Raw genomic sequence first — 18,403 nt, 5'->3', positions numbered from 1 at the left:
TCATTCGAGGTTAACCGCCTAGTGTTCGCTCGTCTTTTTGCCCTGCCCTGTTTGTTCCTTGTCTGCCTGATGACGCTGCTGCCGCTGACGCCTGCCCAGGCGGCCGGCTTGCCGGGGCTGCTCAGCAGCTCGGCGAAAACCCAGCCCGAAGCGCAAGCTCCACTGGGGCAGTCGCTGGACGAAGTCATCAAGTCGCTGGAAAACGATCAGCAACGGACCAAACTGCTGGCGGACCTGAAAAAGCTGCGCGACGTCAGCAAAAAAGCCCAACCGACCACAGAAGAAGGCGTGCTGGGCCTGATCGGCGGCACCCTGGCCAGTTTCGAAAAGCAATTTTCCGGCACCGACAGCCCCCTCACTCGCTGGTCCGAAGAAGTCGATCTGGCCAAGGATGAACTGGTGGCACTCATGCTGCCGGCCAATGAATGGCTGCCAATCATTTTTGCCTTCGCCATGATCCTGATGGTCTGGAGCCTGCTGGCGGCCGCCCTGATCTGGCTCGGCCACCGGGTGCGCATGCGCTTCGGTCTCACCGAAGAACTACCGCAACACCCCAAGGCCCTGGACATGCTGCGCTTTGCCTTGCGCAAACTCGGGCCGTGGATGATCGCCCTGGTCATGACGGTTTACATGACCTACGCCTTGCCCTCGTCACTGGGCAAAAGCCTGGCCATGGTGCTGGCTTATGCGCTGGTGGTCGGTACCTGTTTCTCGGCGATCTGCGTCATCGCGTTTTCCCTGCTCGATGGCCCGCATCGCCACCGCGCCCTGTACATCCTGCGGCATCAGGCCTTCCGCCCGTTGTGGCTGATCGGCAGTTTCGCCGCCTTCGGTGAAGCCCTGAACGACCCGCGCCTGATCGCCAGCCTCGGTGAGCATCTGGCCCATACGGCGGCGACGTTCGCCAATGTACTGGCGGCGATCTTCACAGGTTTTTTCATTCTGCGTTTCCGCAGGCCTATCGCGCACCTGATCCGCAACCAGCCGCTGTCTCGGCGCCTGACCCGCCGAGCCTTGAGCGACACGATCGAAATCCTCGGGACGTTCTGGTATCTGCCGGCGCTGGTGCTGGTGGGCATCTCGCTGTTCGCCACCTTCGTCTCTGCCGGCGACACCAGCACCGCGTTGCGTCAGTCGCTGATCTGCACCGTGCTGCTGGTGTTGTGCATGGTCATCAACGGGCTGGTGCGCCGTCATTCACTCAAGCCTCAACGCGGCCCCAAACGCCATGCGCTGTATTCGGATCGCCTGAAAAGCTTCTTCTATACCCTCGCCCATCTACTGGTGTGGCTGGCGTTCATCGAACTCGGCCTGCGGGTCTGGGGCATGTCGCTGATTCGCTTCACCGAAGGCGAAGGCCATGAAGTCAGCGTCAAGCTGTTCAGCCTCGGCGGCACGCTGATTTTTGCCTGGCTGATCTGGATTCTCAGCGACACCGCCGTGCACCACGCCCTCACCCGCTCGCGCAAAGGCCTGGCCAATGCCCGGGCGCAGACGATGATGCCGCTGATCCGCAACGTGCTGTTCGTGGCGATTTTCATCATTGCGCTGATCGTCGCCCTGGCGAACATGGGCATGAACGTCACGCCGCTGCTGGCCGGTGCCGGTGTGATCGGCCTGGCCATCGGCTTCGGCGCGCAATCGCTGGTGGCCGACTTGATCACCGGGCTGTTCATCATCATCGAAGACTCCCTGGCCATCGACGACTATGTGGACGTCGGCGGCCACCTGGGCACAGTCGAAGGCCTGACCATCCGCACCGTGCGCCTGCGGGACATCGACGGCATCGTCCACACCATTCCGTTCAGTGAAATCAAAAGCATCAAGAACTACTCCCGAGAGTTCGGCTACGCGATCTTCCGGGTGGCGGTGCCCTCGAACATGGACATCGACGAGGCGATCAAGCTGATGCGCGACGTCGGCCAGAAAATGCGCACCGACCCGCTGCAACGGCGCAACATCTGGTCGCCGCTTGAGATTCAGGGTGTAGAGAGTTTCGAGTCAGGCAATGCGATTCTTCGCGCCCGCTTCAAGACCGCGCCGATCAAGCAGTGGGAAGTGTCCCGGGCATTCAATTTATCGCTGAAGCGGCATCTGGATGAGGCCGGGCTGGATCTGGCGACACCGCGGATGAGCATTCAGGTGATCACCCCCGGTGGCGAACAATCTGCGTAGACGGGAAATATCGTGTGGGCAGGCGCAGCACGGGTTCAGACCACATCCACCCCGACATGAATCGCATCATGGCGCCAAAACTCCAGGTCACAATCGATCAGCCGCTGGTGCTGATCGTAGTTGACCCGGGCAATCCGCAACCCCGGGCTGCCCACCGACACCCGTAAAGCCGCCGCGGCGTCCACCGACAGCGCGGTCGGCACAATCTCGAAGCGCACCCGCCCGTAGTGCAAGTCGTAATGCCGCGCATACAGCTCGGTCATCGACTGATTCAGATCGAAGTCCAGGATCCCCGGAAAATACTGTGGATTCAGGTAGTGCTCCACGTACAGCACCAATCGCCCGTCAATCCGTCGCGAGCGGCAGATCTGGATCACGCTCGACAGCGCCGGCAACTGCAACCAGGCACACACCGCCGCTGACGCCGGTTGCAAACGCGCGGAAATCACCTCGGTGGACGGCACCCGCCCCTGGGCGCTGACCATCGCGTGAAAGTGGCTGCGCTGCATCAGGTTATAAGCCAGCCGTGGTGGCGACACGAACCAGCCACGCCGCTCTTCGCGATAAATCTGGCCCTGGGCCTCCAACTGCAACAACGCCTCACGCACGGTAATCCGCGTGGTACCGAACAACTCACTGAGCTTGCGCTCGGCCGGCAACTTGCTCCCGGGCGCCAACAGCCCGTGGTCGAGCTGTTCTTGCAGAACCTGCCCGATCGCTGTCACCGCTTTGGTTGTCTCGATGCGCATCAACGTTACCTATCTGGACTAGACCAGCACTGATTCAGGGCAGAACCGCGATCGAAACCGGGCTCCATCAACTGCCTGCAAGCCTAGGCACTGCAGATGACTGACAGATGACAAAGCCGCCGAACGGTTGCTTCAGACACCTGCAATTTCATGGCCAAGTCCCTTTCATATCAGCCCTTTAGCCATGGTCTACGCTTATCTCGCACCCCGCGTATCCGAGCGCAGGAAATTCAGGCCGACCGGTCGTCGACATCAAAATGTCATCCAGAACGCCTAAATTGGCTCAGGTATTGCTGACCTAGACCAACACAACCGCAATCGCAGCGTTGAAAACGCCCAAAGGAGCTTCGGATGAAACAGTTTTTCCTGGCATCACTGTTAGGCTCGACCATTGCCCTGTGCACTGCCGCCATGGCGGCGGATACCGATCTGAAAACACTCGAAGCCGCTGCGAAAGCGGAAGGCGCCGTCAACAGCGTCGGCATGCCCGATGACTGGGCCAACTGGAAAGGCACCTGGGAAGACCTGGCTAAGAAATACGGCCTGAAACACATCGACACCGACATGAGCTCGGCCCAGGAAATCGCCAAGTTCGCCGCCGAAAAAGACAACGCCACCGCCGACATCGGCGACGTCGGTGCCGCCTTCGGCCCGATCGCGGTCAAGCAGGGCGTGGTGCAACCTTACAAGCCGAGTACTTGGGCACAGGTTCCGGATTGGGCCAAGGACAAGGACGGTAACTGGGCACTGGCCTACACCGGCTCCATCGCGTTCATCATCAATAAAAAGCTGCTGCACGGTTCCGAAGCACCGACCAAATGGGCCGACCTCAAGAGCGGCAAGTACAAAGTCTCCATCGGTGACGTGAGCACCGCAGCCCAGGCTGCCAACGGCGTACTGGCCGCCGCCCTCGCCAATGGCGGTGACGAGAAAAACATTCAGCCAGCCCTGTTGCTGTTCGCCGACATCGCCAAGCAAGGCCGCCTGTCCATGGCCAACCCGACGATCGCCACCATGGAAAAGGGTGAAATCGAAGTCGGCGTGGTCTGGGACTTCAACGGCCTGAGCTACAAGGCCAAGATGGCGAATCCGGATGACTACACCGTGCTGATTCCATCCGATGGCTCGGTGATTTCCGGCTACACCACCATCATCAACAAATACGCCAAGCACCCGAACGCCGCCAAACTGGCCCGCGAATACATCTTCAGCGACGCTGGCCAGATCAACCTGGCAAAAGGCAACGCCCGTCCAATTCGCGCCGAGCATTTGACTCTGCCGGAAGAGGTCAAGGCCAAGCTGCTGCCTAACGAACAGTACAAAAAGGTCACGCCGATCAAAGACGCCGACGCGTGGGAAAAGACCTCCAAGTCGCTGCCGCAGAAGTGGCAGGAAGAAGTCATCATCAATATGCCGTAAGGCGGTCAATCCCCATTTGGAACTCCGATGGAGATCCAAATGGGGGAGCGGGCCTGTGGCGAGGGGGCTTGCCCCCGTTCGAGTGCGCAGCGCTCGTAGATACTGGGTCCGCTGCGCGGCCCAACGGGGCGATGCGGCGGTCCGACAAGCCCCCTCGCCACACAAGCCCGCTCCCACAAGGGATTGGTTGCGTACTTGAATCATCTGTTTTCGCGGAGTCCCACCCCCATGAAGCACAACGTCATCCTTGTCGTGCTCGACGGCCTCAATTACGAAGTCGCGCGCCACGCCATGGGGCATCTGCAGGCTTACGTTGGCGCAGGACGCGCGGTGCTCTACAAACTGGAGTGCGAACTGCCGGCCCTGTCCCGACCGCTTTACGAATGCATCCTGACCGGCGTTACGCCGATCGACAGCGGCATCGTTCACAACAACGTCTCGCGCCTGTCCAATCAGCGCAGCATCTACCATTACGCCACCGACGCCGGCCTGAAAACCGCCGCCGCGGCCTATCACTGGGTCAGCGAGTTGTATAACCGTTCACCGTTCGTGGCCGCCCGGGACCGTCACACCGACGACCCGAAACTGCCGATCCAGCACGGTCACTTCTACTGGAGCGACCACTACCCGGACTCGCACCTGTTCGCCGACGCGGAAAACCTGCGCCTGCGCCACGCGCCGAACTTTCTGTTGGTCCACCCCATGAACATCGACGACGCCGGGCACAAGCACGGCCTCGACACCCCGCAATACCGCAACAGCGCCCGCTCGGCGGACGTCATCCTCGCCGACTACCTGCAAGGCTGGCTCGATGCCGGATACCAGGTGCTGGTGACCGCCGACCACGGCATGAACAACGACCGCTCGCACAACGGCCTGCTGCCTGAAGAACGCGAAGTGCCGCTGTTCGTCCTCGGCGACGCCTTCAGCTTCAACCAAGGCGCTGCACCGAAACAAACCGAACTGTGCGGCACCGTCTGCGAACTGCTGGGCGTGCCCCACGACAAACCTGTGTGCCGGGAGCTGCTCAAGTGAATGCCATGACCCGCGGTAAATGGCTGGCCGCTCTGTGCCTGGTGCCCTTCGCGATTTTCTTCTTCGTGTTCGAGATCGCCCCGCTGCTCTGGGTGATGATCAACAGCCTGCAATCGGAAGAGTTCGGTTGGGGCCTGGCCAACTTCAGCAAAATCTTCAACTCGAAGTTCTATTTGCAGGCGATCCAGTACAGCCTCGAGATCAGTTTCTGGTCCAGCGTATTCGGCATCGTCATTGCCGTGCTCGGCGCCTACTCCCTGCGCCGGGTCGACTCGAAACTGCGCAACTTCGTGAATGCGTTCGCCAACATGACCAGCAACTTCGCCGGCGTGCCCCTGGCCTTCGCGTTCATCATCTTGCTGGGGTTCAACGGCACCTTCACCATCATGCTGAAACAGGCCGGAATCATTCAGGATTTCAACCTGTACTCGAAAACCGGGCTGATCATTCTCTACACCTACTTCCAGATTCCCCTGGGCGTGCTGTTGCTCTACCCGGCCTTCGATGCCCTGCGCGAAGACTGGCGTGAGTCCGCCGCCTTGCTCGGGGCCAGCGGTTGGCAATTCTGGCGACACATCGGTCTGCCGGTGCTGACCCCGGCGCTGCTGGGCACGTTCGTGATTCTGCTGGCCAACGCCTTGGGCGCCTACGCCACGGTCTACGCGCTGACCACCGGCAACTTCAACGTGTTGCCGATCCGTATCGCGGCGATGGTGTCCGGCGACATTTCCCTCGACCCGAACCTCGCCAGCGCCTTGGCCGTGGTGCTGGTGGCGTTGATGACCCTGGTGACCATCGTGCATCAGCTGCTGTTGAAGAGGAGCTACCATGTCTCGCGCTGAACTGGGGCCCGTCGGTGTCTACCACCGGGTCATCGTGTATTTGCTGTTTGCCATTCTGTTGTTGCCGCTGCTCGGAACCTTGATCTACTCAATCGCCAGCAGTTGGTCGGCGACGATTATGCCCAGCGGCTTTACCTTCAAGTGGTACATCCAGCTGTGGAGCGATCCGCGCTTTCTCGACGCATTCGGTCAGTCGTTGCTGGTTTGTATCGGCTCGCTGATTCTGTCGGTGGTGCTGATTCTGCCGCTGCTGTTCGTGGTGCATTACCACTTCCCGAAGCTCGATGCGCTGATGAACATCCTGATCCTGTTGCCCTTCGCGGTGCCGCCGGTGGTGTCGTCGGTGGGGCTGTTGCAGCTCTACGGTTCGGGGCCGTTCGCGATGGTCGGTACGCCATGGATTCTGATCGGTTGCTACTTCACCGTGGCGCTACCGTTCATGTACCGGGCGATCACCAACAACCTGCAAGCGATCAACCTGCGCGACCTGATGGACGCCGCGCAACTGCTCGGCGCCAGCACTTGGCAAGCAGCCTTCCTGGTGGTGTTGCCGAACCTGCGCAAGGGGCTGATGGTAGCGTTGCTGCTGTCCTTCTCGTTCCTGTTCGGTGAGTTCGTGTTCGCCAACATCCTCGTCGGCACCCGCTACGAAACCCTGCAGGTCTACCTCAACAACATGCGCAACAGCAGCGGCCACTTCACCAGTGCGCTGGTGATTTCCTACTTCTTCTTTGTGCTGGTTCTGACCTGGGTGGCCAATATCTTGAACAAGGACAAAAGCGAATGAGCTATGTGAGCGTCCAACATCTTCAAAAAGATTACTCGGGCACCACCGTATTCAGTGACATCAACTGCGAAATCAAGAAAGGCGAATTCGTCACCCTGCTCGGCCCGTCCGGTTGCGGCAAGTCCACGCTGCTGCGTTGCATCGCCGGCCTGACCTCGGTGGACGGTGGCCAGATTCTGCTGGAAGGTCACGACCTCGTCCCACTGAGCCCGCAGAAACGCGGAATCGGCATGGTGTTCCAGAGTTATGCGCTGTTCCCGAACATGACCGTGGAGCAGAACGTCGCCTTCGGTTTGCGCATGCAGAAGGTCAACGCCGACGACAGCCAAAAACGCGTCGCCGAAGTGCTGAGACTGGTAGAACTCAATGACTTCGCCGCCCGCTACCCGCATCAACTGTCCGGCGGCCAGTGCCAGCGTGTCGCCCTCGCTCGTTCGTTGGTGACCCGGCCTCGGCTGTTGTTGCTGGATGAGCCGCTGTCGGCGCTCGATGCGCGGATTCGCAAGCACTTGCGCGAACAGATCCGTCAGATCCAGCGCGAACTCGGCCTGACCACGATCTTCGTCACGCACGATCAGGAAGAAGCCCTGACCATGTCTGACCGAATCTTCCTGATGAATCAGGGAAAGATCGTACAGAGCGGCGATGCCGAAACCCTCTACACCGCCCCCGTCGACGTGTTTGCCGCAGGCTTCATCGGCAACTACAACCTGCTGGACGCCGACAGCGCCAGCAAACTGCTGCAACGGCCGATCACCCACCGCATCGCCATTCGTCCGGAGGCCATCGAACTGAGCCTGAACGGTGAGCTCGACGCGCAGGTGCGCAGCCACAGCCTGTTGGGCAACGTAATTCGCTACCGGGTCGAAGCCCGGGGCGTGGAACTGGTGGTGGATGTGCTGAACCGCTCGGCGTCCGACCTGCATCCCGATGGTCAGCGCCTGGCACTTTCCATCGATCCGACAGCCCTGTGTAAGGTAGCCTGATGACCTTGCTGATGTTGAAGAGAGAACTGCACTGATGGCCCTGGCAATTTTTGATCTGGACGAAACCCTGATCCACGGCGACTGCGCCTCGCTATGGAGCGAACAGATGGCCCGCCTCGGCTGGGTCGATGGCGAATCCTTCCTGCGTCGCGACAAGGAATTGATGGATGCGTACGGCAGGGGCCACCTGGCCATGGAAGACTACATGGCCTTCAGCCTGGAGCCGCTGATCGGTCGCACGCCGCAAGAGCTCGAGCACTTGGTAGCGCCCTGGGTGGAAGACTTCATCGAGCCGATCATATTCAGCGACGCCACCAAAACCATCGCCGCCCACCGCAAGGCCGGAGACCGGATTCTGGTGATCTCCGCCTCGGGCACGCATTTGGTCAAGCCGATTGCCGACCGTCTGGGCATCGACGAGATTCTCGGCATCGAGTTGGAAGTGGCGCACGGGGTGTACAGCGGCAACACGGTGGGCACCCTGACCTACCGCGAAGGCAAGATCACCCGCTTGCTGGAATGGTTGGATGCCGAAGAGGAAAACCTTGAAGGCGCGAGTTTCTATTCCGATTCACGCAACGATTTACCGCTGCTGCTGAAGGTGGATTTCCCGCATGTGGTGAACCCGGATCCAGTGTTGCTCGAACACGCCGAAAAAGCCGGCTGGCCGATCCATATCTGGAAGTAAAAGCAAAAGATCGCAGCCTCGCTTCGCTCGACAGCTCCTACAAATGGATTGTTTACACCTGTAGGAGCTGTCGAGCGAAGCGAGGCTGCGATCTTTTGGCAGCCAACCCGATTTCAGCTCAGGCTATCGTCAATCACCAACACCAGCTTGCCCGACACCTGATTGCTCGCCAGCTCCGCAAACGCCGCTTCGGCGTCCTCGATCGCAAATGTCCTGGCCAGTTGCGGGCTCAAACGCCCTTCGGCAAACAGCGGCCAGACGTGCTGGCTGAGATCGCTGAACAAATCGGCCTTGAACTGCTCGTCGCGATTGCGCAGGGTCGAACCCAGCAGTTGCACGCGCTTGGCCAGCACCTGCGCCAGATCCAGTTGCGCTTCACGACCGCCCATCAAACCGATCAACACCCAACGACCATCGCGAGCCAGCAGCTTGAGGTTCAATGCCGCGTAGTTGCCACCCACCGGATCCAGGATCACATCGAACGGCCCCAGATCGTTCAGGCGCTCCAGATCCTTATTGCGCACCACGCCACCCTGGGCACCCAGCGCTTCGCAGTAGGCCAGACGATCCTCGGAGCCGACGCTGACCCAGCACGGGTTGCCAAACGCCTTGCACAGCTGAATGGCAGCTGAACCGATTCCACTTGCTCCGGCATGCAGAAGAACTTTCTCACCCGGTTTTAGCGAAGCCAGCTGAAACAAATTCAGCCAAACAGTCGCATACACTTCCGGCAGCGCCGCGGCCTCGGCCAGGGACAATCCTTCGGGAACCGGCAACACATGCCGTCCGTCGACAACTACCTCTTCGGCCATCCCACCCCCGGCCAGCAAGGCGCAAACCCGATCTCCGACCTGCCAGGACGAGCCCGGGCCGACCTCGCTGATCACCCCCGAACACTCAAGACCCAGTGCTTGACTGGCTCCCGGCGGTGGCGGATACAGGCCCGCTTTCTGTAACAAATCGGCTCGATTGAGTCCCGCTGCCGCCACTCGGATACGAACTTGTCCTACATCGCACGTAGGACTCGGCTCCTCAACCCACTCCACTCGCCCCTCAACGCCTTGCAATGCTTTCACAGTGCCTCCATAGTGAGTCTGGACTGAGCCCGAAGCTATAGCGCCGGGCTTTCTTGCATTATGCGACCGGCCCTTGTGGGAACCGGCGACTTCAAAGACGGCCTAATATGCGTGATCAATTGTCCCCGCGTCGAATCAGCATGAAGCATTTTTTCCCCAGCACCGCCCTCGCTCTTGTCATTGGTCTCGGTCTTTTGCCGATGTCGAGCAATTCGTTCGCAGCCAACAGCTGGGACAAGCTTCAGCCCGATCGCGACGAAGTCATCGCCAGTCTGAACGTCGTCGAATTGCTCAAGCGTCACCATTACAGCAAGCCGCCGCTCGACGATGCGCGCTCCGCGATCATCTACGACAGCTACCTCAAGCTGCTGGATCCATCGCGCAGCTACTTCATGGCCAGTGACATTGCCGAATTCGACAAATGGAAAACCCAGTTTGACGACTTCCTCAAGAGCGGCGACCTGAACGCCGGGTTCACCATCTACAAGCGCTATCTGGATCGCGTCAAGGCGCGTCTGGACTTTGCCCTTGCCGAGCTGAACAAGGGCGTCGACAAGATCGACTTCACCACCAAGGAAACCTTGCTGGTCGACCGCAAGGATGCCCCTTGGCTCAAGACCACCGCCGAGCTCGACGACCTGTGGCGCAAACGCGTCAAGGACGAAGTGCTGCGGATGAAGATTTCCGGCAAAGAGCCAAAGCAGATTCAGGAAACCCTGACCAAGCGTTACAAGAATCAGCTGGTGCGTCTGGACCAGACCCGCGCGGAAGATATCTTCCAGGCGTACATCAACACCTTCGCCATGTCCTACGACCCGCACACCAACTATCTGTCGCCGGATAACGCGGAGAACTTCGACATCAACATGAGCCTGTCCCTGGAGGGCATTGGCGCCGTGTTGCAGAGCGATAACGACCAGGTCAAAGTCGTGCGCCTGGTGCCTGCCGGCCCGGCCGACAAGACCAAGCAGGTGGCTCCGGCCGACAAGATCATCGGCGTGGCCCAGGGCAACAAAGAGATGGTCGACGTGGTCGGCTGGCGCCTGGACGAAGTGGTCAAACTGATTCGTGGGCCGAAAGGCACCGTGGTGCGCCTGGAAGTGATTCCGGCCAGCAATGCGCCGAATGACCAGACCAGCAAGATCGTGCCGATCACCCGCGAAGCGGTGAAGCTTGAAGATCAGGCGGTGAAGAAGTCGATCCTCAGCCTCAAGCAGGATGGCAAGGACTACAAGCTCGGCGTCATCGAGATCCCGGCCTTCTACCTGGACTTCAAGGCCTTCCGTGCCGGCGATCCGGACTACAAGAGCACCACCCGCGACGTCAAGAAGCTGCTGACCGAGCTGCAGAAAGACAAGGTCGACGGCGTGGTCATCGACCTGCGTAACAACGGCGGCGGTTCCTTGCAGGAAGCCACCGAGCTGACCAGCCTGTTCATCGACAAAGGTCCGACCGTACTGGTGCGTAACGCTGACGGCCGGGTCGATGTGCTGGAAGATGAAAACCCGGGCGCGTTCTACAAAGGCCCGATGGCGCTGCTGGTCAACCGTTTGTCCGCCTCGGCGTCGGAGATCTTCGCCGGTGCGATGCAGGACTACCACCGTGCACTGATCATCGGCGGCCAGACCTTCGGCAAAGGCACCGTGCAAACCATTCAGCCGCTGAACCATGGCGAACTGAAACTGACCCTGGCCAAGTTCTACCGGGTTTCCGGTCAGAGCACCCAGCATCAGGGCGTACTGCCGGACATCGATTACCCGTCGATCATCGACACCAAGGAAATCGGCGAAAGCGCCCTGCCGGAAGCCATGCCGTGGGACACCATCCGTGCGGCCATCAAGCCGGCGGTCGACCCGTTCAAACCGTTCATCACAGCGCTTAAGTCCGAGCATGACGTGCGCACGGCCAAAGACGCGGAGTTCGTGTTCATCCGCGACAAACTGGCCCTGGCCCAGAAGCTGATGGCCGAAAAAACCGTCAGCCTCAATGAAGCCGACCGTCGTGCACAACACGCCGATATCGAAGCCAAGCAACTGGCCATGGAAAACATCCGTCGCAAGGCCAAGGGTGAAGAACCGCTCAAAGAGCTGAAGAAAGAAGACGAAGATGCCATCGCGGCCGAGCCGGACAAGACCAAGCCAGAAGACGACGCCTACCTGAGCGAGACCGGGCGGATTCTGCTGGATTACTTGAAACTCAACACCGCGGTCGCCAAGCACTAAGTGGTGACAATCAGGATGATGGCAATTTAATGCTGACGCTCCCCGGAGTGTCATCAAACAGACATCATTCTGTCGTGAAATAAAGGACCGGGAGCTTTGCGCTCCCGGTCCTTTTTTTATCGCCAGAGATCGCCATGACCACAACCGAACAGCTGAGTGCCTTGAGCTCAATACTGACTCAAAGCGGTTTGCACAGCCTGTTCCAGCCGATCATCTCCCTCTCCGAACGACAGATCATCGGCTACGAAGCCCTCAGCCGTGGCCCCTCCAACAGCCCGCTGCACTCCCCCATTGCCCTGTTCGCGGTCGCTCGCCAGGCCGGTCGCCTCAGCGAACTGGAGATCGCTTGCCGCCAAAGCGCTTGCCGACGTTTCAATGAACAGCAACTGCCCGGCAAACTGTTCCTCAATGTGTCCCCGGAATCGCTGCTCGAAGCCGCCCACCAACCCGGACGCACCCTGCAACTGCTGCAGGATTTCGGCATACCGCCGAGCCAGGTGGTGATCGAACTCACCGAACAGACCCCGACCGACGACTTCCAGTTGCTGCAAACCGCCCTGCATCACTATCGGGCGATGGGTTTTTCCATTGCGCTGGATGATCTGGGCGCGGGTTATTCGAGCTTGCGGCTGTGGTCTGAATTGCGGCCGGATTACGTCAAGATCGATCGGCACTTCATCGACGGCATTCATCAGGACGCGCTCAAACGTGAATTCGTCGGTTCGATCCTGCAGATCGCCAAGGCTTCGCGGGCAAAAGTGATCGCCGAAGGCATCGAATTGCCAGAAGAACTCGCCGTGCTGACCGAAATGGGCGTCGATCTTGTGCAAGGCTATTTGCTCTGCCGGCCCCAGGAGCATCCGCCCCGCGATGCCCGAACCTTGATGCCCAAACCAACCAGCGCTGCAGCGATGCTGAACGAGGACGCCAGTGACCTCAGCGCCCTGCTCAACGACCAACCGGCGATGGCCAGCGACACCCCGACCGCCACCGTACTGGAAGCCTTCCGCCGCCAGGCCAACCTGAACTCCCTGGCGGTACTCGACAAGCAAGGCAGGCCGTGCGGCATCGTTCACCGTCATTCACTCTCCGACGCCCTGCTCAAGCCATTTGCCACCGACCTGTTCGCCCGCAAACCCATCAGCCGCTTGATGAGCGACGACTTCCTCGCCGTGGAACTGAGCCAGTCGCTGCAACAGGTCAGCCGCTTGATCACCAGCCGCGCCCGCCAACGCATCGAAGAAGACTTCATCATCACCCTCAACGGCGGCTATCTGGGCCTGGGCCGAGTGATCGACGTGCTCAAACTGATTACCGAACTGAAAATCCAGCAAGCCCGCTACGCCAACCCGCTAACCCTGCTGCCGGGCAACGTACCAATCCAGCAATGCCTGACACGGCTGCTGCAACAGGAACGGGAATCGGTGATCTGCTACGTGGACATCGACAGCTTCAAACCTTTCAACGACATCTACGGCTACGGTCGCGGGGATGAAGTCCTACTGTGCCTGGCGCAATGCCTGAACGACCGCGTCGACCCATCCCGCGACTTCGTCGGCCATATCGGCGGCGACGACTTCCTGCTGGTGCTCGGCCCGGAAGACTGGCGCAAACGCCTCAACCAACTGCTGGACGACTTCCACAGCCAATGCCGACGCTTCTACCGCAGCGAACACCTGGAAGCCGGCTGCTTCATCGCCCCCAACCGCCAGGGCGTAAGACAGGAGTTCCCGCTGCTGTCCCTGTCCATCGGCGTGGTGCACCTGCATCCACAGGCCTGCGGACAGCTCGACGCGAGCCAGCTAGCGGAAATGGCCTCGCAGGCCAAACACCACGCCAAGAATGTGCCGGGGTATAGCGTGCATGTGATTGATAGTTTGGCGGTGCCGACAACTAAGGAAGCGTTGGTTGCCGGACAACGGTGATGGCTGCGATCTTTTGATCCTGCTCTTGTGGCGAGGGGGCTTGCCCCCGTTCGACTGCGAAGCAGTCGCCAAACCAAGCCCCGCGGTATGTCTGACAAAACCGAATCGCAGATTTTTAGGGCCGCTTCGCGACCCAACGGGGGCAAGCCCCCTCGCCACAAGAACCACTCGGCTCTAGTCCGAAGACCGAGCCCGCAACCGCCGCCCAATCACATCCAGCACATCACAGCCATCCCTCAGCGGAATGGCACAGAGCAACGCAAAATCACTGAGAATCATCGAATCGCACTCGACCGAGCCGCGCATGGACAGGTTCTCAAGCACTTGGGTGACGGCGCGAATTCGATAGCTGGCGGCTTCGGTCAGAATGTCCAGCGGCGCGTGGGTGTCGACAAACAGGGTGGGCATATCAGTGCAGTTGCTGGTCAACGCCATGAAGCGGTTTTTGGGGTGGGGAATTGGTTTTTCGTAGGGTGGATCAGGATGAAGTGTTGGCATTTGAGACCTTCCGATGAAAATGGGAGCTGCCAAAAGCCTTCCTACAGGCTTGGGTGGCAGCTATACGCGGGGTAGGAATACCGAGCATCGGAAACTCGACCACGCCGAAGCGTGCCCGCGCATAGCCGCCGCGACAGATATTACGGACGCACATTGACGGCCGCAAATCTGACTTCGATTGCTAACGCATTACCGATGCTTAAAGGGTTCCTACACCCCCTCACTGATATTCAGTGACCACTAAAGCCTAGCGATCGAACTCACTGCGCACCAGTTCACGAAAACCGCCACAACTTGAAGGAAACTTCCGAAGACCTTGCCCAGAAATTTCGCTCAAAAAAGGCAAACGTGGGGGAAGGCTTCGCTGAAGCCTGGCTTGATTTCTCCACCGTGGGTTGGCCGGTTTCGACCCAGGCTGTGTAAAAACGTTTTAGAGCAGGTTTGAAGGTTCGAATCGGAACGAAAACCGCGTTCCTACGCAAATTTCAGGACCACTGATCTGCCAATCACGGTCAGATTTTACGTAGCGACACAGACTTCAAAACGAGGCCTGCGTTTTTACACAGCCTGGACCTATAGCTGCCGGTGGCGACAGGCAGAAATCGACCCAAAGCTGTCCTTCAAACCATCTCATTTAAAGTAAAGGTATGGTCCATCACGCCTTTTTCTTAATAGCGCGAATGGCTGCCATGTAAGCGCTGTTTCCTATTCCGATCTGACCCCAGACCTCGCGGCTTTCTCCTTCCTGGCGGTCGTATTGTTCATCCGCATCCCACAGTGAGAGGACTTGGTTTGGAAACCAGTATTCATATGAGGTGAAATCATGAGGGCCAGAATTATCTGAAGCAGCCATCAATGAAAACACTTCGGTGGCAGAGCGCGCGAAGACATCGATGCCCTTGAACACGAACGTGAAATTCGGGTTTCCGCAGACACCAATAAACCAGACTTCATCGCTTGGCCCGTAGGAAAACTGCATGCAGGATTCGCAAAAATAATCAACGCCGTCGTGGGAGTTCTCGAGTGGGAATCCAATGGCAGCCATTGTTTGCCTCGCTACAGCGCGTGGTACGCCAAGCCGCACGGGACCAATGGCTTCGAGTGGTGAGATTTCAAAAACAGACATCTACTGCGCTCCATAAAAGCGAAAAGCCTAGCTAATAGTTCAGTGCCATTACCAGTACTAACGCAACCTTCTCAACGACTGCTTTTGGCCGAAATCGGATGTCAGTATGGTTAGAATCGGTGGCGCCTTCTATCGTTCAGGACACAGAATTCGATGAGCAGACTTTCAACGCTGATCGCGGAAGCTCGGTCAGGGCTTTCCATCCAGGAGCGGATCTCCCATGAAAAATGGGCCGCGATTGCGTCGCAATGCGGAGCCGCGGAAATTGTAGAGATCGAGAGGCGCATCGCATCCCTCAGGGCCGAGTTGGAAACGATCGAAGCGTGGGATGGCGACACGATGGAAGACATCAACATCGCCATCAACCATTTTTCTAAGCTACTGAGAATGGCTGCTGGTGCGCTCTGATCATTCACGGGCCGGGCTCAAGAGTCAGATCTGTCTGCGTGGGATCAGAAGCAGTCGGGCGTGACTGACTGCTCCCGACCGATTACTGCCTGTCACTATTGGCTGCAATCAACAAAGCAGTCAGTCGACCTGAGGACATAATTTGGATGGCGTATACCAGCGGACGGCGACCAAAAAGGGGACTGATTTATTTCCTTCTGATTTGCCGAAAACTTGGTTTTTTGAACCTCAGGCAGCGAAGGCATCAAAAAACCGGTGGGTATCTCAGACCTTCCTTGTGAAAAATTCGATTCAATTGGCCTGTTTTGACCTCATCATGGCGGCATTCAAGCTATCTTTCAGAGCCTTCAATTCTTCGGGGGACATGGCGGGACGGGGGGTAAGCGGATTGCACTGCTGGTCAAGTTTCGCCGCCTCCGCCCTTGTCAATTTAGGATTTTTTTTCAGACATCCTTGATAGTGCTCTTCAATTATTTCCGAGTCCGTTTGCTGGAATGGCACCCCATTCAACCAACCTTCACCGTAAGCTTCACGCGGCATAGCGAAATGGGCTATCGCGATGGCGAACAGGGGTAGTAGCGCCATACTCTTGGCACAAAGCCTTGTATTTCCATTCATAATGCGTGACTCCTGTCTAATGTAATTCGCTTGTACTTATTCCATGCAAACAAGCGCAATCTTCTGGCCCATTAGCTGGCCTCGATTCGAGACCGGCTAATGGGTGTCCCATCTAGCTTTATTTTTGCTTGTTAATTGCAGGCTAAACTTTTTATTTTATTGTTCAGGTCAGTAAAGATGGTCAGGCGGTTAGGAACGAAATCTTTGGTCATGATTGGGTTGCTTTCTTCAATTACTCTGGTGCTTCCTGCTCCCGCCGTTTGAATGGCGTTGTTCACTGTGTTGAAAGTGGCCGTGGTACCGACCAGATTTTGAACGAGTGATGCATTGCAGGCTGCATTCGCCTGAGCGATAGTACCGATTAACAATCGGTAACGCTAGACTAAGCGACTTTATGATCATGTTTGTGAACTCCCTTTCATTGATGTTGCTGATTGCGAAATTCTGGCTCCCTCAGAATTTATTGAAGATTTAAGTTAGCGGTTTGTCAAAAACTATAATCCTTCATCCAGTAATCATAAGAATATTTAGATATTAGTTATATAGCGTTTGATTGTAAAAAAATGAGGCGTTAGTGTCATTTCTGCGGGATGGGCAGTGGTGCCATTCAAGGCCCACCATGCACACATTGCAAGATTGAGCGTTAAGGCCAGCAACACGGCTTGCCGCCACGTACCCCGACATAACCTAACCGATGTCCCAAATTGCTACTCAACAAAGAAGTCACAACGAGGCGATGGGGAACTGCTACGCCCAACCCATCATTGAGATTGCCAGTTACCGCCTAACGTCCCCAGCTCGATCCTGTCAGATCTGCTAAGTGGGCATGTTTAGGGCAAAATCAGGGCAGATTCTGGGCCGCCATAGTCCGCAGTACGCCTAGGGCAGAATGCGAAAGGGAAATAGGGGACAGACCAGGGGAAATAGGGGACAGACCACGTTTTTGCTTATCCTTCAAAAAGAATTGTGGTCTGCCCCCTATTTCTCTCCTAAGCCGTTGTATTCGATCAACACTTGTTCAACTGCCCTCGCATCACTGCGAGATATATTCTGAAGACCTGGTATTGCATCAATCTCAATGCCTTTCTGGGATAAGTGTGCCGCTGACCGCGCTTCAAGATTATCGGTAATACCAACATACTGCACAGTGCCGTCTTCCGCCGTCGAAGAATATACAGCGGTCTTACCTGGATTAGGCACCACATCTTTTGCACCAACCAAAGAGCCAAAAAATTACGAAGCTCTAACGACCTTGACCACGACCTCTGTTGACCGCATCCAGAAGCAGTTCTAGCTCAAGGCCATAACCATTCGGCTCGAAGCTTTCCTCTATTCCATTTATCAAAAATTCATTAGAAATCAACTCACAAAGCTCATCCACCTCACTTGATGATAATGAACTATTAAGTAATTTCTCAGCCAGTGCCAGTTGGTGCTCTCCTGCCATAAAGCACAACGCAAATAAAAGCTGTAATTGGGCGCTTGTTAAGAGGCTACTCATTTACCGGTCCCCGCAGCTGATTTCCCCCAACCGGTGACAACTTTACCTTCAGCATTGACCACTATGACTGCATCCGTCCCCGTATACCTAAATGTTGGACCATACTTTGAAGGGACATATTCAATCTTTAGAGGACTAGACCAAGCTCCACTGAGTGCTGACTGGCTTACACCAATGCCACCATCCCTTCCTGCAAATTGCTCCAATGCGTGATTTGAATAGCTAGTGATCTGTGTTGGTGCCCTTGCTCCGGCCGCCTGCTCAGCAACCATTTGCATTTTGAGTCTAGCAGCATTAGCTGCACTGCTTGCTCCTGAGTCAGGAATAGAGGGAATGCCTTTTGCACCA

Annotated in this window: 18 protein-coding genes; 10 read left to right on the top strand and 8 right to left on the bottom strand. The window is 57.6% G+C overall.

What is annotated here, in order from left to right; translation table 11 throughout:
* The first annotated feature begins 21 nt into the window (after positions 1-21).
* On the top strand, positions 22-2,175 hold the full coding sequence (locus AF70_RS00090) for a mechanosensitive ion channel family protein (RefSeq protein ID WP_028941049.1): 2,154 nt from the start codon (positions 22-24) through the stop codon (positions 2,173-2,175).
* 35 nt (positions 2,176-2,210) lie between these two features.
* Here AF70_RS00090 and AF70_RS00085 read toward each other — a convergent pair whose 3' ends face one another.
* On the bottom strand, positions 2,211-2,924 hold the full coding sequence (locus tag AF70_RS00085; protein WP_007940851.1) for a UTRA domain-containing protein: 714 nt from the start codon (positions 2,922-2,924) through the stop codon (positions 2,211-2,213).
* Between the two features lie 351 nt (positions 2,925-3,275).
* Between AF70_RS00085 and AF70_RS00080 the strand changes: the two genes are divergently transcribed.
* The 6 genes from AF70_RS00080 to AF70_RS00055 all read left to right on the top strand — a co-directional run bounded on the left by AF70_RS00080 (position 3,276) and on the right by AF70_RS00055 (position 8,681).
* A complete protein-coding gene (locus AF70_RS00080; RefSeq protein ID WP_018925177.1) occupies positions 3,276-4,343 on the top strand; it encodes an ABC transporter substrate-binding protein in 1,068 nt (355 codons plus the stop codon).
* 228 nt (positions 4,344-4,571) lie between these two features.
* On the top strand, positions 4,572-5,378 hold the full coding sequence (locus AF70_RS00075) for an alkaline phosphatase family protein (protein WP_028941048.1): 807 nt from the start codon (positions 4,572-4,574) through the stop codon (positions 5,376-5,378).
* 5 nt (positions 5,379-5,383) lie between these two features.
* Positions 5,384-6,220, top strand: a complete 837-nt coding sequence (locus AF70_RS00070; protein WP_169342458.1) for an ABC transporter permease subunit — start codon at positions 5,384-5,386, stop codon at positions 6,218-6,220.
* Entirely contained in the window at positions 6,207-7,007 is an 801-nt protein-coding gene (locus AF70_RS00065) for an ABC transporter permease (protein ID WP_018925174.1), read from the top strand. Before AF70_RS00070 ends, AF70_RS00065 begins: the two co-directional genes overlap by 14 nt.
* Positions 7,004-7,993, top strand: coding sequence for an ABC transporter ATP-binding protein (locus tag AF70_RS00060; protein WP_028941047.1), 990 nt, complete (start codon positions 7,004-7,006; stop codon positions 7,991-7,993). Before AF70_RS00065 ends, AF70_RS00060 begins: the two co-directional genes overlap by 4 nt.
* Positions 7,994-8,027: 34 nt before the next feature.
* Complete coding sequence (locus AF70_RS00055) at positions 8,028-8,681, top strand: HAD family phosphatase (protein WP_007936171.1); 654 nt, start codon at positions 8,028-8,030, stop codon at positions 8,679-8,681.
* Positions 8,682-8,794: 113 nt separating this feature from the next.
* Here the strand turns inward: AF70_RS00055 and AF70_RS00050 are convergent, their stop codons facing one another.
* Positions 8,795-9,757 (bottom strand): zinc-binding dehydrogenase, encoded by a 963-nt coding sequence (locus AF70_RS00050; RefSeq protein WP_028941046.1) that lies wholly within the window; start codon positions 9,755-9,757, stop codon positions 8,795-8,797.
* Positions 9,758-9,897: 140 nt separating this feature from the next.
* Between AF70_RS00050 and AF70_RS00045 the strand changes: the two genes are divergently transcribed.
* Positions 9,898-11,979, top strand: coding sequence for a carboxy terminal-processing peptidase (locus AF70_RS00045; RefSeq protein ID WP_169342449.1), 2,082 nt, complete (start codon positions 9,898-9,900; stop codon positions 11,977-11,979).
* Between the two features lie 134 nt (positions 11,980-12,113).
* The gene (locus tag AF70_RS00040; RefSeq protein ID WP_019579683.1) at positions 12,114-13,904 is read left to right on the top strand and encodes a bifunctional diguanylate cyclase/phosphodiesterase; all 1,791 of its coding nucleotides are present in this window, start codon (positions 12,114-12,116) and stop codon (positions 13,902-13,904) included.
* Positions 13,905-14,078: 174 nt separating this feature from the next.
* Here the strand turns inward: AF70_RS00040 and AF70_RS00035 are convergent, their stop codons facing one another.
* Together AF70_RS00035 and AF70_RS00030 are read right to left on the bottom strand one after the other, a co-directional pair.
* Complete coding sequence (locus AF70_RS00035; protein ID WP_026286336.1) at positions 14,079-14,402, bottom strand: hypothetical protein; 324 nt, start codon at positions 14,400-14,402, stop codon at positions 14,079-14,081.
* A 655-nt stretch (positions 14,403-15,057) separates the two neighbouring features.
* Complete coding sequence (locus AF70_RS00030) at positions 15,058-15,528, bottom strand: hypothetical protein (protein ID WP_019578451.1); 471 nt, start codon at positions 15,526-15,528, stop codon at positions 15,058-15,060.
* 153 nt (positions 15,529-15,681) lie between these two features.
* Between AF70_RS00030 and AF70_RS00025 the strand changes: the two genes are divergently transcribed.
* Complete coding sequence (locus AF70_RS00025; protein WP_028941045.1) at positions 15,682-15,936, top strand: hypothetical protein; 255 nt, start codon at positions 15,682-15,684, stop codon at positions 15,934-15,936.
* Positions 15,937-16,227: 291 nt separating this feature from the next.
* Here the strand turns inward: AF70_RS00025 and AF70_RS00020 are convergent, their stop codons facing one another.
* The 4 genes from AF70_RS00020 to AF70_RS00005 all read right to left on the bottom strand — a co-directional run.
* Positions 16,228-16,554, bottom strand: coding sequence for a hypothetical protein (locus tag AF70_RS00020; protein WP_028941044.1), 327 nt, complete (start codon positions 16,552-16,554; stop codon positions 16,228-16,230).
* Positions 16,555-16,685: 131 nt separating this feature from the next.
* Complete coding sequence (locus tag AF70_RS00015) at positions 16,686-16,922, bottom strand: I78 family peptidase inhibitor (protein WP_081791084.1); 237 nt, start codon at positions 16,920-16,922, stop codon at positions 16,686-16,688.
* Positions 16,923-17,797: 875 nt separating this feature from the next.
* Positions 17,798-18,055, bottom strand: a complete 258-nt coding sequence (locus tag AF70_RS00010; RefSeq protein WP_155954669.1) for a hypothetical protein — start codon at positions 18,053-18,055, stop codon at positions 17,798-17,800.
* Positions 18,052-18,403: hypothetical protein (locus AF70_RS00005; RefSeq protein ID WP_197032273.1), on the bottom strand; the 352-nt coding region annotated here is incomplete at its 5' end. The genes AF70_RS00005 and AF70_RS00010, both read right to left, overlap by 4 nt.

Origin of the sequence: Pseudomonas sp. KD5 (assembly GCF_012932895.1) — a bacterium.
GTDB lineage: Bacteria > Pseudomonadota > Gammaproteobacteria > Pseudomonadales > Pseudomonadaceae > Aquipseudomonas.
This window is presented reverse-complemented; position numbering and strand designations above follow the sequence as displayed.

Bases quoted from the DNA above. Each gene is read 5' to 3' on its own strand.
- AF70_RS00085 (WP_007940851.1), bottom strand. From the start codon at position 2,924: ATGCGCATCGAGACAACCAAAGCGGTGACAGCGATCGGGCAGGTTCTG.
- AF70_RS00080 (WP_018925177.1), top strand. From the start codon at position 3,276: ATGAAACAGTTTTTCCTGGCATCACTGTTAGGCTCGACCATTGCCCTG.
- AF70_RS00075 (WP_028941048.1), top strand. From the start codon at position 4,572: ATGAAGCACAACGTCATCCTTGTCGTGCTCGACGGCCTCAATTACGAA.
- AF70_RS00070 (WP_169342458.1), top strand. From the start codon at position 5,384: ATGACCCGCGGTAAATGGCTGGCCGCTCTGTGCCTGGTGCCCTTCGCG.
- AF70_RS00065 (WP_018925174.1), top strand. From the start codon at position 6,207: ATGTCTCGCGCTGAACTGGGGCCCGTCGGTGTCTACCACCGGGTCATC.
- AF70_RS00060 (WP_028941047.1), top strand. From the start codon at position 7,004: ATGAGCTATGTGAGCGTCCAACATCTTCAAAAAGATTACTCGGGCACC.
- AF70_RS00055 (WP_007936171.1), top strand. From the start codon at position 8,028: ATGGCCCTGGCAATTTTTGATCTGGACGAAACCCTGATCCACGGCGAC.
- AF70_RS00045 (WP_169342449.1), top strand. From the start codon at position 9,898: ATGAAGCATTTTTTCCCCAGCACCGCCCTCGCTCTTGTCATTGGTCTC.
- AF70_RS00040 (WP_019579683.1), top strand. From the start codon at position 12,114: ATGACCACAACCGAACAGCTGAGTGCCTTGAGCTCAATACTGACTCAA.
- AF70_RS00035 (WP_026286336.1), bottom strand. From the start codon at position 14,402: ATGCCAACACTTCATCCTGATCCACCCTACGAAAAACCAATTCCCCAC.
- AF70_RS00030 (WP_019578451.1), bottom strand. From the start codon at position 15,528: ATGTCTGTTTTTGAAATCTCACCACTCGAAGCCATTGGTCCCGTGCGG.
- AF70_RS00025 (WP_028941045.1), top strand. From the start codon at position 15,682: ATGAGCAGACTTTCAACGCTGATCGCGGAAGCTCGGTCAGGGCTTTCC.
- AF70_RS00020 (WP_028941044.1), bottom strand. From the start codon at position 16,554: ATGAATGGAAATACAAGGCTTTGTGCCAAGAGTATGGCGCTACTACCC.
- AF70_RS00010 (WP_155954669.1), bottom strand. From the start codon at position 18,055: ATGAGTAGCCTCTTAACAAGCGCCCAATTACAGCTTTTATTTGCGTTG.